This is a genomic window from Pseudomonas sp. GP01-A4, assembly GCF_058780865.1.
Map to the genome: position 1 here is coordinate 14,234 of NZ_JBYSWF010000026.1, position 12,797 is coordinate 27,030.

General features: G+C 62.0%; 12 protein-coding genes. 7 read left to right on the forward strand and 5 right to left on the reverse strand.

The window, feature by feature from the left end:
• The first annotated feature begins 40 nt into the window (after positions 1-40).
• Positions 41-913, forward strand: a complete 873-nt coding sequence (locus AC3WKX_RS16470; protein ID WP_008438547.1) for a LysR family transcriptional regulator — start codon at positions 41-43, stop codon at positions 911-913.
• On the opposite strand, the gene fecA is transcribed toward AC3WKX_RS16470, so the two are convergent.
• The 3 genes from fecA to AC3WKX_RS16485 form a co-directional block, all read right to left on the reverse strand.
• The gene (gene fecA / locus AC3WKX_RS16475) at positions 914-3,259 is read right to left on the reverse strand and encodes a TonB-dependent Fe(3+) dicitrate receptor FecA (RefSeq protein ID WP_102605177.1); all 2,346 of its coding nucleotides are present in this window, start codon (positions 3,257-3,259) and stop codon (positions 914-916) included.
• Between the two features lie 90 nt (positions 3,260-3,349).
• Complete coding sequence (locus AC3WKX_RS16480; protein WP_102605178.1) at positions 3,350-4,291, reverse strand: FecR domain-containing protein; 942 nt, start codon at positions 4,289-4,291, stop codon at positions 3,350-3,352.
• The gene (locus AC3WKX_RS16485; RefSeq protein WP_087695173.1) at positions 4,288-4,776 is read right to left on the reverse strand and encodes a sigma-70 family RNA polymerase sigma factor; all 489 of its coding nucleotides are present in this window, start codon (positions 4,774-4,776) and stop codon (positions 4,288-4,290) included. The genes AC3WKX_RS16480 and AC3WKX_RS16485 overlap by 4 nt, the downstream gene beginning before the upstream one ends.
• A 159-nt stretch (positions 4,777-4,935) precedes the next feature.
• Here AC3WKX_RS16485 and AC3WKX_RS16490 point away from each other — a divergent pair, with 159 nt between their 5' ends.
• The 6 genes from AC3WKX_RS16490 (at position 4,936) to AC3WKX_RS16515 (ending at position 11,208) form a co-directional block, all read left to right on the forward strand.
• Complete coding sequence (locus tag AC3WKX_RS16490) at positions 4,936-5,238, forward strand: DUF3649 domain-containing protein (protein ID WP_003212759.1); 303 nt, start codon at positions 4,936-4,938, stop codon at positions 5,236-5,238.
• Positions 5,235-6,809 carry a PepSY-associated TM helix domain-containing protein gene (locus tag AC3WKX_RS16495; protein WP_102605179.1) on the forward strand — a complete coding sequence of 525 codons (1,575 nt, stop codon included), beginning with the start codon at positions 5,235-5,237 and terminating at the stop codon, positions 6,807-6,809. The genes AC3WKX_RS16490 and AC3WKX_RS16495 overlap by 4 nt, the downstream gene beginning before the upstream one ends.
• On the forward strand, positions 6,810-7,136 hold the full coding sequence (locus tag AC3WKX_RS16500) for a DUF3325 domain-containing protein (protein ID WP_003212755.1): 327 nt from the start codon (positions 6,810-6,812) through the stop codon (positions 7,134-7,136).
• A gap of 11 nt (positions 7,137-7,147) precedes the next feature.
• Positions 7,148-7,708: an RNA polymerase sigma factor gene (locus tag AC3WKX_RS16505; RefSeq protein ID WP_003212753.1), complete on the forward strand. Its 561-nt coding sequence runs from the start codon at positions 7,148-7,150 to the stop codon at positions 7,706-7,708.
• Positions 7,705-8,694, forward strand: a complete 990-nt coding sequence (locus AC3WKX_RS16510; protein WP_102605180.1) for a FecR family protein — start codon at positions 7,705-7,707, stop codon at positions 8,692-8,694. The genes AC3WKX_RS16505 and AC3WKX_RS16510 overlap by 4 nt, the downstream gene beginning before the upstream one ends.
• Before the next feature lie 273 nt (positions 8,695-8,967).
• Positions 8,968-11,208 (forward strand): TonB-dependent receptor, encoded by a 2,241-nt coding sequence (locus AC3WKX_RS16515; RefSeq protein WP_102605181.1) that lies wholly within the window; start codon positions 8,968-8,970, stop codon positions 11,206-11,208.
• Positions 11,209-11,343: 135 nt separating this feature from the next.
• On the opposite strand, the gene AC3WKX_RS16520 is transcribed toward AC3WKX_RS16515, so the two are convergent.
• Positions 11,344-11,694, reverse strand: coding sequence for a glutaredoxin family protein (locus AC3WKX_RS16520; RefSeq protein WP_003212747.1), 351 nt, complete (start codon positions 11,692-11,694; stop codon positions 11,344-11,346).
• A complete protein-coding gene (yejK, locus tag AC3WKX_RS16525) occupies positions 11,694-12,698 on the reverse strand; it encodes a nucleoid-associated protein YejK (protein WP_003212745.1) in 1,005 nt (334 codons plus the stop codon). The genes AC3WKX_RS16520 and yejK overlap by 1 nt, the downstream gene beginning before the upstream one ends.
• Positions 12,699-12,797: the final 99 nt, after the last annotated feature.

Genomic DNA, 12,797 nt, shown 5'->3' on the forward strand with positions numbered 1-12,797 from the left:
CTTCTTCCTGTGATAAGGGAATATAGGGCGACAAACGACCATGGCCACTCCGCGTTTTGATGGTGTTGAACTGTTTTTGCAGATCGTCGAGAGCGGCAATCTGACGGAGGCCGCCGAACGGCTGAACCTCACGCGCTCGGCGGTGGGCAAAGGCCTGGCGCGGCTGGAGGCGCGGTTGGGGACGTCGCTGTTGCAACGCTCCACCCGGCGCCAGCGTTTGACCGAGGACGGGCAGGCCTATTACGAGCATTGCCTGCGTGCACTGGCAGAGCTGGAAGCGGCTGAATCCGTGCTGGAAAGTGGCCGTCAGCAGCCACGTGGACGGTTAAGGGCCAGCTTGCCTTTGGCGTTCGGTCACCACTATGCGGCGCCTGCGTTGTGGGGGCTGATGGACCGTTTTCCACAACTGGAGATTGAAATTTCCTTTTCCGACCGACTGATCGACCTGGCCCAGGAAGGCTTCGACCTGGCGGTGCGCATTGGCGCATTGCCTGACACCGACCGCTTGAGTGCACGTCGCCTCGGCGAACAGGCGATTGCCCTGGCGGCGTCACCCGCGTACTTGCAGCGCACACCTCGTATTGACTCCATCGACGACCTGGCCGGGCACCGGGGCATTGCCTATCGCAGCAATGCCCCGCACCGCGAGCGAGTCGCCTCGCCGTTGATCCTCGATGACCTGCAGGCCGTGGCCGATGCCGCCATCGCCGGGGTCGGCCTGGCCTGGTTGCCCAGTTGGCTGATCGCCCACTACGTGTTGCGCGGGCAATTGCAGGCGGTGCTGCCGGGCCACCGCGAGCAACCGATGCCGATCCATGTCATCTGGCCCACGGCGACGCACATGCCGGCCAAGACCCGGTGCGCCATCGACGCGTTGGTGGCCGGCACACCGTCGTGCCTGGCGGGCAGTTGATCAGAACGCGATGGACGTCTGCACATACAGCGTGCGCGGCTCGCCGACGTATTTGCCCTTGTTGTTATCGTCAAACGAGCGGGTGTAGTACTGTTTGTTGAAGATGTTTTTCACACCCACCGCCACGTTCAAATCCGACAGCTGCGGGCCAAAGTCGTACGCCGCGCGGCTGCTGAACAGCATGTAGCCAGGAATGCGTCCGGTGCTGCCATCAGCACTTTCTGCTTCAGTGTTGGCGTTGTCGGCAAACTGGCTGCTCTGGTAGCTGCTGTCCACGTTCAACTTCCAGCGACCTTCGGTGTAACCCACACCCAGGGTGCCCTTGTGCTTGGAGGAGAAGGGTACGCGGTTGCCTTTGTTAGGGCCGTCTTCGCGGATGGTGGCGTCGACGTAGGCGTAGGTGGCGTACACATCAAAACCGGCGAGCGCCGGGCTCAAGCCGTCGAGGGCGTAGTTGATGCTGGACTCGATGCCCTGATGGCGGGTTTCGCCGCGGGCGATCACGGTGTCGTTGGTCTGGTTGCTGTCGTACTGGTTGTCGAAGTTGATCAGGAACGCGCCGATCTCGGCGCGCAAGGTGCCGTTGTCATAGCGTGTGCCGAGTTCCCAGGTGCGGGCTTTTTCCGGCTTCACTTCGCCACTGGTCACGCGGTTGGGCATCTGGCTGTACTGCACGCTGCCGAACGAACCTTCGGTGTTGGCGTAGAGGTTCCAGTCGTCGGTCAGGTGGTAGAGCACGTTCAGCGCCGGCAGGGCGGTGTTGTAGTCGCCTTTGTATTTGACGTTGCTGAGGTTGTTGGTCTGCTGGGACTCGATCATCTCGTAGCGGATGCCCGGGGTGATGGTCCACTTGCCGATATCTATCCGGTCGTCGACGAAGAACGCATTGGCTTCGGTGCTGCCTCGGGTGTCGCGGTCGTTGCGGCTGTCGGTGGTCGGCAGTTGCTGATTGGCGGAAATCGGCGTGCGGTAGCGCAGTTCGTGGCCGGCCTCGTTGATGTAGCGGTAGCCCACGCCGACTTCGTGGCTGGTTGGGCCGAGGTCGAAGCCTTGGGCGAAACGGGTTTCCAGGCCGCGTACCCAATACTCGCGGGGCGACAGGGAGAGGAAGTTGCCCTGGTCCAGGTAACCGCTGCGCAGGGTGGTGGTGAAGAAGCTGTTGACCGTGAATTCCCGGCGATCTTCCTGGTAGCGATAGCCCGCGTTGAACATGGTACGCCGGCCCCAGAACTGGTCGTAGGGGCGGGTGGACTGATACGGGTCGGCCTTGTAGGCCGCAGTGCTCAAACCACCGGGCATATCGGCTTTGCCTTCGTAGTACTGCGCCATGGCGTTGAAGCTGTTGGCGTCGTCCAGCTGGTATTTGCCCTTGAGGATCAGGTCGTCGATGCGGGTGTCGCTGTTCTCGCGCCAATCACCACCACGGGTGCCGGAATACAGGATCGCGCCGCCCAGGCCGTTGTCCGCCGTGCCGCCGGCCAGCAGGTTGCCGGTGGTCTTGAAGCCATCGTGGCTGGAAGACGGGCTGGTTTCGGTTTGCAGGCCGCCTTTCACCGTTGGCGCATCGGGAATCGCGCGCGTGACGAAGTTGACGATGCCGCCGACGTTCTGCGGGCCATAACGCACTGCGCCGCCGCCGCGTACCACGTCCACGGCATCCATGTTGCCCATGCTGATGGGCGCGAACGACAACTGCGGCTGGCCATACGGCGCGAACGGCACCGGGATGCCGTCCATCAAGACCGTGGAGCGCGAGGCCAGGCGTGGGTTGAGCCCGCGAATGCCGAAGTTCAGCGCCATGTCGTGGCTGCCGGTGCCGTTGTTTTCCGGGGCGTTGACCCCGGGAATGCGGTTGAGCACGTCGCGGGCCTGGGTGGCGCCCTGGCGTTCGAATTCTTCGCGGCGGATCACGTCCCGGGCGCCAGGGTGCTCGAAGACGTTGGTTTGCGCCGCGTCCCCCAGCCAGTCGCCGACCACGTTGGAGGTGCCCAATTCGAGGGTGGCCGGAGCATTCGCCGGTTGCAGGCTGAAGGCGTTGTTGCCCTCGGCACGGGCTTGCAGGCCGGTGCCTTTGAGCAACGCATTCAAGCCTTCTTCAGCGGTGTAGTTGCCCGACAGGCCGTGGCTTTGCACGCCGGCAGTCACGTCCGAGCCAAATGAAATCAGCACGCCGGCTTCCCGGCCAAATTGATTCAGCGCCGCTTCCAGTGACGTAGGGGCGATGCGGTAGGGCTTGGCGTCGGCCGCCATTACGTAGGGAACGGTGCTGAAACTGAGGCTGGCCCCCAGCAACAAGTGGCGCAGGGTGCGGGCGAGTGGCGTCAGGCGAGTCGGTTGCTGGGGCATGAAGTGCGGTCCTGAGAAGGAAGGATCAAGGTGGCTTTCCTTCTCTGTCACGCGAGGTGCGGAAAACGGCTCACGGGGTTTGAAAATATTTCAGGCACGCGCTTCGACAGTGACCCAGTAGCGGGTAAACCGCCGAACCCTGACCGGCAGGCTGACTTGCAGCAGGTCCAGGATTCGTTCGCTGTCGTCCAGCGGGTAGCTGCCGGAAATCAGCAGGTTGGCCACCTGCGGGTCGCAATTGAGCTGGCCACGGCGATAACGGCTCAATTCGGCGAGGAAATCTTCCAGGCGCATGTGGGCCGCCACCAGCATGCCGTCGGCCCAGGCGCCGCTGCCGGCGTCGGTGGGGCGGGCGGTGTCCCAGCCTTTGCGGGTGAAATTGACTTGATGGGCTTTTTCGACGGTCAGCGGCAAACCGCTATAGGTGTTGGGCATCACGTCAACGTGCCCATCAAACACCGCCAGTTGTGTGTGATCGTTGAATTGCCGCACGTTCAGCCGCGCGGCCTGGGCGCTGAGCAGGCCCTGGGACGTGATGACCCGCAGCGGGGCGTTGCCGGGTTTGGCGGTCAGCAGGATTTCGCCTTCGAGCAGGCGGATCAAGCGTTGCTGGCCCTCAAAATGCACATCCACCGCACTGCCGGTGTTGAGCTGCAACTGGCTGCCATCCGCCAGCTGGAACTTGCGCCGTTGGCCGATGGGGCTGCGGTAGTCGGCACTCAACGGCGGCAATATATGTTGCTGGCGCAAACCCCAGGCCGCTGCCGACCCGGCGCCGAGTATCAGCAACAACTTCAGGGCCTGACGACGACTGTTGGATTTCGGTGCATTCAAGGCGGCGTGGGCCAGGGGTGATGGCATCCCGCGCAAGCGCTGATTCACTCGCTGGATGTGCTCCCAGGCCCGCTGATGTTCGCTGTGGGCGTCCAGCCACTGTTGCCAGGCCGCCTGTTTGCGTGGGTTGAGCGGGCCCTGCTGCATTTCCATCAGCCAGTGCACCGCTTGTTCGGCGACTTGCGTTGAGAAACTCATAGGGCGAAGTAGCAGCGCATCGCCGCTTTATTCAGATGGCGCTTGACCGTGGCGATGGAGATGCCCAGTTCCGCGCCGATTTGCGCATAGGTCAGGCCGTCGAGCTGGGACAGCAGGAACGCGCGTTTGACCAGGGGCGCCAGGCCATCCAGCAACTGGTCCAGCTCCATCAGGGTTTGCAGGATGATTGCCCGCTCTTCCTCCGACGGCGCCACGTGTTCGGGCATTTGCGCCAGGGCGTCGATGTAGGCGCGCTCCAGGTCCTGGCGGCGGTAATGGTTGCACAGCACACGCTTGGCGATGGTGGTGAGGAAGGCGCGAGGTTCGATCAGCGTCGGTGTTTCCCGTGCGGTGAGCACGCGGATGAAGGTGTCCTGGGCCAGGTCGGCGGCGCTTTCCGGGCAGCCGAGCTTGCGTCGCAACCAGCCGGTAAGCCAGTGGTGATGGTCGTGGTACAGGACTTCGACGGTGTTGGACGGCTGCAACGCGCACACTCCGGCAGCATGGGCATGCTTTAGAGAACAAGAATTGTTCGCATTGTAGGGCGCGCAGGCGGGTTCGGCAATTGCCAGTGATGCGTTCTCTTTTGCTTATGAGAACCTTTATCATTAATATTGCGCACTGACCAACCTGGCGCCTTGTGCATGAAACGCAAAACCTCACTTCCCGTTTCCTACCGTCTTGCCGTGACGTCGCGGGTGCTGGCGGCTGTGGTCGGCGGTTACCTGCTGGCCTCGCTGGCCAGCGTGTGCATGACGCTGTGGCTGCCCACCAGCCGCGCCGATGCGGTGATCAGCGGCATGCTGAGTTCGTTTGTGTTCTACCTGTTGGCGGTCATCTGGTGCTTCGCCTGCCGCACGGCCTGGCGCGCCTGGTTTGGCGTGTTGCTGCCCAGCGCGATAATGGCCACGTTCGCCGGGTTGGCGTACTGGATGGCGCGCACATGAAAGAGGGCTTCCGCCAGGCCATGGCCTGGTTGCACACCTGGGCCGGGCTGATCTTTGGCTGGCTGCTGTTTGCGATTTTCCTGACGGGCACCCTGTCGTATTTCAAGGACGAAATTACCCACTGGATGCAGCCCGAAGTGCAGGCGCATCCCGTCGATGACGCCCGTAGCCTGGCCGCCGCCCAAACCTATCTGCAACACCAGGCGCCCAATGCCGCGCGCTGGTTTATCACCTTGCCAAGCAGCCGTGAGCCGGGCCTGTCGGTGATGTGGCAAGACAAGGTCGACCCGGGCAAACGCGGCAATTTCGTCGAGAAACTCCTCGATCCCGTCAGCGGCCAGCCGGTCCACGCCCGGGAAAGCATGGGCGGCGAATTCTTCTATCGTTTCCACTTCCAGCTGCAAATGCCCTATCCGTGGGGCCGCTGGCTGTCGACCATCGCCGCGATGGTGATGTTCGTGGCGCTGATCACCGGGATCATCACCCACAAGAAAATCTTCAAGGACTTCTTCACCTTCCGCCCGCGCAAGGGCCAGCGTTCCTGGCTCGACGGGCACAACGCCGTGGGCGTGCTGGTGTTGCCGTTCCACTTGATGATCACCTACAGCAGCCTGGTGATTTTCATGAGCATGGTGATGCCGGCGAGCATCCTCGCTTCCTACGGCAACGACACCCGTGCGTTCTTCAACGATGTGTTTCCGGCCACCGATAATGCGCCGGCCCTCGGCCAGCCGGGGCAATTGCTGCCACTGGGCCCGATGTACGAGCAGGCGCGCGGGCAATGGGCCGGCGGGCATGTCGGACGGCTGGTGGTGAATAATCCAAGCGATGTAAACGCCTCGGTCAATGTGTTCCGCGCCGGGTCGGATCGAGTGGTGCATGACTTTGGCAGCACCGTCTCATTCAACGGCACTACCGGCGAACTGTTGCGGGTGAGCGGCGAGCAGTCGCTGCCGGCGGCGATTGGTGGCAGCTTCTACGGTTTGCACATGGGCCATTTCGCCGGCCCGGTATTGCGCTGGCTGTATTTCATCTGCGGCCTCGCGGGCACGGCAATGATCGGCACCGGGCTGGTGATGTGGCTGGGCAAGCGTCAGCTCAAGCACACCAAAACCGGTGTGATGCCCTTTGAGCTGCGGCTGGTGGAAGTGCTGAACATCGCCAGCATGTCCGGCTTGATGATCGCCATCGCTGCATTCTTCTGGGCCAACCGCCTGTTACCAGCCAGCTTTGCCGGGCGCTCGGACTGGGAAGTACAAGCCTTCTTTATTGCCTGGGGCTTGAGCGTCCTGCACGCGATTGTTCGCCAGGGGCGCCGCGGCTGGGTTGAGCAATTGAGTGTGGGCGCGCTGCTGTTTATCGGCGTGCCGGTGCTCAACGCGCTGACCACGACCCAGCATTTGGGTGTGTCTCTGGCCAACGGCGACTGGGCCATGGCCGGTTTTGACCTGACGTGCCTGGGCAGCGGTGTGTTCCTCGCCTGGGCTGCCTGGAAAATGCAGCACCGCCGCGTCCCTCAGCCCAAGGCCGAACGTGCCCGGCCATTGACCCTCAAGGGCGAGGTGAACTGAATGCTCCTGGCGCTATTGCTGTGTTACGCAGGGTTTACCGCGTTGTGCCTGTCCATGGACCGGCACCATGGCGAACTGCTGCACAGTAAACCTTCGCCTCGTCGGCGCCTGGGTTTGCGCGTGGGCGGCTGGCTGCTGTTGATTGTCTCGATCTGGCCGGCGGTGCTCGCGACCGGGTGGAGCCAGGGGTTGGTGGAGTGGTGCGCGGTCTTGATGCTCAGCGGGTTGTTGCTGGTGTTGCTGTTGCCGTATCGGCCAAGGCTGGCCTTGATCCTGGCGGGCCTCGGCCTGCTGGCCAGTCCGGTTGCGGCCTTCGCGACCCTTTGAGTCCATCGTTGATGATCACCACGCCCCCCGAACATCCAGAGCAGCACGCAGACGCGGCGGGCGGACGGGCGCATTTCCTGCAGGTGTTCCTGTCCCAGCGCTCGCAGATGGAAGCGCTGGTCAGCCGCCGCGTGGGCTGCCGTGCGACGGCGGCGGACCTGGTGCAGGATTTGTTCCTGCGCTTCTGGCGCCGGCCGCTGGTGCAGGTCGAGGAGCTCAGCACCTACCTGCTGCGCTGCGCCGGCAATATCGCCATCGACCACCTGCGCAGCGAAGGCGCCCGGGTGCGCAGCAGCGAAGGCTGGCTGCCGGAACAACAGGATAACCAGGGCTGCGAACCCCAGGCCGCGCTGGAGGCGGGCAATGATCTGCGTCACGTTGAAGCAGCCTTGCGCAGCCTGCCGGAACGTACCCGGCAGATTTTCCTGCTCAACCGCATCCATGGCCGCAAGTACGCGGAAATCGCCAAGGCCATGGGCCTGTCCCAAAGCGCCGTGGAAAAACATATGATGCGTGCCCTCGAAGCCTGCAAGGCCAGCCTTCGTGAACCATCGCCAAGGAAAGCCCCGTGAACGCCACTGCCCGCGTCACCCCGACGCCCGACCAGGAACAGGCCGCACTGGCCTGGTTGAGCCTGTTGCATGACCAACCCAGCAGTGGCGACCAGGCCACGTTCAGCCGTTGGCTGCGGGCCGATCCTGCGCATGTGGAAGCCTACGCCCAGGCCCAGGTGCTGTGGGAATTGAGTGAAGTACCGGCCAGAACGTTGGCGGATGAGGATGCCCTGGCGCTGCAGGGTTACTTGAACGCGATGAATACCTCGAAACGCTCCAGCGTGCGGCGCTGGTCTGGTGCCCTGGCCATGGCCGCCTGCCTGCTGGTGATGATCTCGATGGGCGCCGGCTGGCAGCCGTCACGCTGGGTCGATGACTTCGGCGCGGATTACGTCACCGCGCCGGGTGAGGTGAAGACCGTGACCCTGGCCGATCAAAGCCAGGTCACCCTGGACGCCGACAGTGCGATCGCAGTGGATTTCAAGCATGGCGAGCGCCATATCCAGCTACGCCGTGGCGCCGGTTTTTTCAGTGTGACCCACACTGGCGAATCCTTTGTGGTCGAGGCCGGCAGCGGCGAAGCACGGGTGCTCGGCACGCAGTTTGAGGTGCGCCTGCAACCGGCAGGTGCGCAGGTGACGGTGTTGTCCGGTCGGGTTGGGGTAACGGCGTCGAAGTATGCTCAGCAACAGATTCTGACGGCCGGCCAGCAAGTGGCCTATGCCGACGGTGTCGCCGATGAGCTGCACGCGGTCGACAGCGAATCGCGCCTGGCCTGGCGTGACGGTTGGCTCAATTACTACAAGGCACCACTGGCCGATGTGGTGCAAGACCTCGGTCGCTACTACCCCGGGCGTATTCTGCTGCTCAACGAAGACCTCGGCGCCCGGCGTGTCAGCGGCAGTTTCCCGAGCAAGGACCCCCAGGCGGTGCTCAATGCGTTGCAGGCGGTCTTGGGGTTTGAACAACACTCGCTGCTCGGTCGGATGATCGTATTGCGCTAGATACAGAGCGCTACGCCGCAATGGCGTGGCGCTGTCATTACTTGCACCACCTTCCCTTGAAAATCCCCATGCCTTGGCACATCCGTGTGTGTGGACCTTTCATTTAACCTTCATCGCAATCGCCAAAACCTGTAACCAAATCGTTACGTGATGCACGGATGATCCTCGGATTCCTGAGCAGGTGGTCAGGAAGATTGGCGGCGCTGTTCACCCAGCCGAGATCGCCAATACCTCCCCCATAACAACAGATAGATGCATGTAAGGGATCTACTCGTGACCTACAACAAACTCTATGCCCTGCTTTTAGCATCGGGCCTGGGCGGCTTTGCGCCGCTGGTTCTGGCAGACGATTCCCAGGATGTCGGTTCGGTGCACGTCGCCGGCGAACGTACCCTGGGCACCGGCCACATGATTCAGGAAGAAAGTGCCAAGGCCCGGTCCACGGTGACCAAGGAAGCCATGGACGAAATGTCCCCGACGGCCAACGCCATCGACAAGCTCAAGTACACCCCGGGAATCAACGTTTCCAACGACGACGCCAGCGGCATGAGCGGCACCAGCTTCACCATGCGCGGCATGAACTCCGACCAGGTCGGGGTTTCCATGGACGGCGTGCCGATCAACGACTCCGGCAGCTACGGTGTTTACGCCAACCAATTGGGCGACCCGGAAAACGTCGGCGAAGTATTTGTCACCCAGGGCTCCTCCGAAGCGGATGGCCCACACATTGGTTCCAGCGGCGGCAACATCGGCATGGTCACAATCCGTCCGACCAAAGAGCCAGGCTTGTTCGTCAAACAATCCATCGGCTCGAACAACCTGACAAAGTCCTTCGCACGGCTCAACACCGGCGACCTGGGCGGCTTCAAGAGCTGGGTCTCGGCCTCTCACACCGAAGGCGACAAGTGGCGCGGCAAGGGCACTGTGCGCGGTGACAAGGTGGAGTGGAGCACGCTGTTCGAAGACGACAATGGCAACTCCAGCAACTTCACCATGAAGTACAACAAGCAGGAAAACTACAACTACAACACCCTGAGCAAGGCCCAGTTCCAACAACAGGGGCGGCGCCTGGATTACTCGGAAACCCCGGTCTACAAAAACGGCTTGCTGTCGTCTTCCTACAAGCTCAACCGCAACCCTTTCGAAAGTGTCATGACCACCTTCACCCAGCGCTGGCGCCTGCGTGATGACCTGGCCCTGACGGTTGCGCCTTACTACTACTGGGGCAACGGCGGCAGCTTCAGCGGCCAGACCGCGACCAACCTGGGGCCGAAGTCCGACAAGAGTGGCAACTACGACCTGAGCAACCTCAAGTCGGCCAACTACTATCGCCCCTCGTGGACCGAAACCTGGCGCCCTGGCGTGACGGTCAAAATGAAATGGGACATCAACGAGGAGCACAGCCTGGATTACGGCTACTGGTACGAGCGCGCTCGCCAGCGCCAGACCCAGCCGTATATCGGGATCAACAGCGAAGGTGCACCGGACGACGTCTGGGGCGATTACAACAGCGGCGGCCAGGTGGTCGACAAGAACGGCAAGACTGTCCAGGGGCGTCATCAATACACCGTGACCCCGGCCCAGAAGCTGTGGGTGCAGGACAGCTGGCAAGCCACGCCAGACCTGAGCTTTGTCGGCGGGTTGGCGTACCAGTACGTCGAGCGTGACGGCGACAACCTCGGTAGCCTGTACGACAAGCCGGAAAAGCGTAACGCCCGCTACCATCAGTTCCTGCCGAACTTCAGCGCCAAGTACCAGGTCGACGAGAGCAACCAGGCGTTCTACAACGTCACTCGCAACATGCGCACACCGCAGAACTACGTGCTGTACAACAAGGGTGACTCGCTCAACCTCAACCCCGAGCTGAGCTGGAACCAGGAGCTGGGCTGGCGCTACACCGAAGAGAAAATGGCCCTGAGCGCCACTCTGTTCTACATCACCTTCAAGGACCGTCAGCTGTCGACCACCGACTTGAACGGTGACTACGTGATGGCCAACGTCGGTGACGTGACCAACAAAGGCCTGGAGTTGGAGTGGAGCGGCCTGCTGCCGTACAACTTCAACTACTACGCGTCGTACACCTATACCAAGTCCGAGCAGCAGGACGACTTTGTCAGCAAGAACGTGTTGTTGCCGACCAAGGGCAACCAGTTGGCCAACGTGCCGGAAAACATGCTCAACCTGGTGTTTGGTTACGACGACAAGCGCTACTACGGCAACATTGCCGGCAAGTATGTCGGGGCGTTCTACGGTGATTTGACCAACAACGAGAAAATCTCCGGGCGCACCGTGTTCGACCTCAACGCCGGTATCTACCTGCCGGTGGACAAGAAGGTCTTCAAGTCGGCCGCGCTGCGCTTCTCGATGCTCAACGTGTTTGATAAGGAATACTTGAGCTCGGCGCGCACCGTGTCGTTCAACTCGGCGCCGGTAAATGGCCTGGCGGCCAGCTCGGCGTATTACAACGTGGGTGAAGAGCGTACGGCGATGGTTTCCCTGGAGGCCAATTTCTAACGCGTACGCAAACCCAATGTGGGAGCGGGCTTGCTCGCGAAAGCGGTGTATCAGTCGCCAGATGTATTGACTGAACCAGCGCATTCGCGAGCAAGCCCGCTCCCACATTTGATCTGCGGTATTTTACAGAGTGAGTTACTTCAGGGCCGCCATGATCGCTTCCGGGTTGTAGTCGCGAATCAGCGTGCCGTTCACGTCCACAAACGGAATCCCGCCGCCCCCCAACGCCTCGTACGCCTTGCGCGCCTGGGCGTCCTTCTCGATATCAAACGCCTGGTAGGGAATCCCCTTGGAATCCAGAAAGCGCCGGATCTGTTTGCAGTAGCCGCACCACTCGGTGGAATACAGCACCACGCGCGCTGCCGCGCGTGTCTGCTCCGGCACCACCTGGGAGGGGTTGAACAACCGCTCGATCTTGCCCCAGTTCTGGAAAACCACCACCACCAGCAACACCAGCAGGACTTTCTTCAGAACCCCGCCCAGCATCAGTTGCGACGCTTGAGCTGGTCGGTCAACTGGGTCGGCAGGCCCTTGATGATCAAGGTGCCGGCGGCTTCGTCGTATTCGATCTTGTCGCCCAGCAGGTGCGCTTCAAAGCTGATGGACAAGCCTTCGGCACGCCCGGTGAAACGGCGGAACTGGTTGAGGGTGCGTTTATCCGCCGGGATTTCCGGCGACAGGCCGTAGTCCTTGTTGCGGATGTGATCGTAGAAGGCTTTTGGCCGATCTTCATCGATCAACCCGGACAGCTCTTCCAGGCCCATCGGCTCGCCGAGCTTGGCCTGGCTGCTGGCGTAGTCCACCAGGGTCTTGGTTTTCTCGCGGGCGGATTCGTCCGGCAGGTCTTCGCTTTCGACGAAGTCGCTGAAGGCCTTGAGCAGGGTGCGGGTCTCGCCCGGGCCGTCGACGCCTTCCTGGCAGCCGATAAAGTCGCGGAAGTACTCCGAGACCTTCTTGCCGTTCTTGCCCTTGATAAACGAGATGTACTGCTTGGATTGCTTGTTGTTCTGCCACTCGGACACGTTGATGCGCGCGGCGAGGTGCAGTTGGCCAAGATCCAGGTGGCGCGACGGCGTCACGTCCAGCTGGTCGGTCACGGCCACGCCTTCACTGTGGTGCAGCAGGGCGATCGCCAGGTAATCGGTCATGCCCTGTTGATAGTGGGCAAACAGCACGTGGCCGCCGGTGGAGAGGTTGGACTCTTCCATCAGCTTCTGCAGGTGTTCCACCGCAATGCGGCTGAAGGCGGTGAAATCCTTGCCGCCGTCGAAATACTCCTTCAACCAGCCGCTGAACGGGTGCGCGCCGGACTCGGCATGGAAAAAGCCCCAGGCCTTGCCTTGTTTGGCGTTGTAGCTCTCGTTGAGGTCGGCAAGCATGTTCTCGATCGCGGCAGACTCGGCAAGCTCGGAGTCGCGGGCGTGGAGAACTGCGGGTGTGCCGTCGGGTTTTTTGTCGATCAGGTGGACGATGCAATGACGGATCGGCATGGGCTTCTCGGCTGGTTGAAGGGGAGGGGTGGGGCTCCCGGAAAAAGTCGCCAGTGTACCGCACCCGCTGGGGATGGCGCTGTTCGGAGGGCGTTTTGA

Coding starts and splice junctions, on each gene's coding strand:
- AC3WKX_RS16470 (WP_008438547.1), top strand. CDS start 41: ATGGCCACTCCGCGTTTTGATGGTGTTGAACTGTTTTTGCAGATCGTC.
- fecA (WP_102605177.1), bottom strand. CDS start 3,259: ATGCCCCAGCAACCGACTCGCCTGACGCCACTCGCCCGCACCCTGCGC.
- AC3WKX_RS16480 (WP_102605178.1), bottom strand. CDS start 4,291: ATGAGTTTCTCAACGCAAGTCGCCGAACAAGCGGTGCACTGGCTGATG.
- AC3WKX_RS16490 (WP_003212759.1), top strand. CDS start 4,936: ATGAAACGCAAAACCTCACTTCCCGTTTCCTACCGTCTTGCCGTGACG.
- AC3WKX_RS16495 (WP_102605179.1), top strand. CDS start 5,235: ATGAAAGAGGGCTTCCGCCAGGCCATGGCCTGGTTGCACACCTGGGCC.
- AC3WKX_RS16500 (WP_003212755.1), top strand. CDS start 6,810: ATGCTCCTGGCGCTATTGCTGTGTTACGCAGGGTTTACCGCGTTGTGC.
- AC3WKX_RS16505 (WP_003212753.1), top strand. CDS start 7,148: ATGATCACCACGCCCCCCGAACATCCAGAGCAGCACGCAGACGCGGCG.
- AC3WKX_RS16520 (WP_003212747.1), bottom strand. CDS start 11,694: ATGCTGGGCGGGGTTCTGAAGAAAGTCCTGCTGGTGTTGCTGGTGGTG.
- yejK (WP_003212745.1), bottom strand. CDS start 12,698: ATGCCGATCCGTCATTGCATCGTCCACCTGATCGACAAAAAACCCGAC.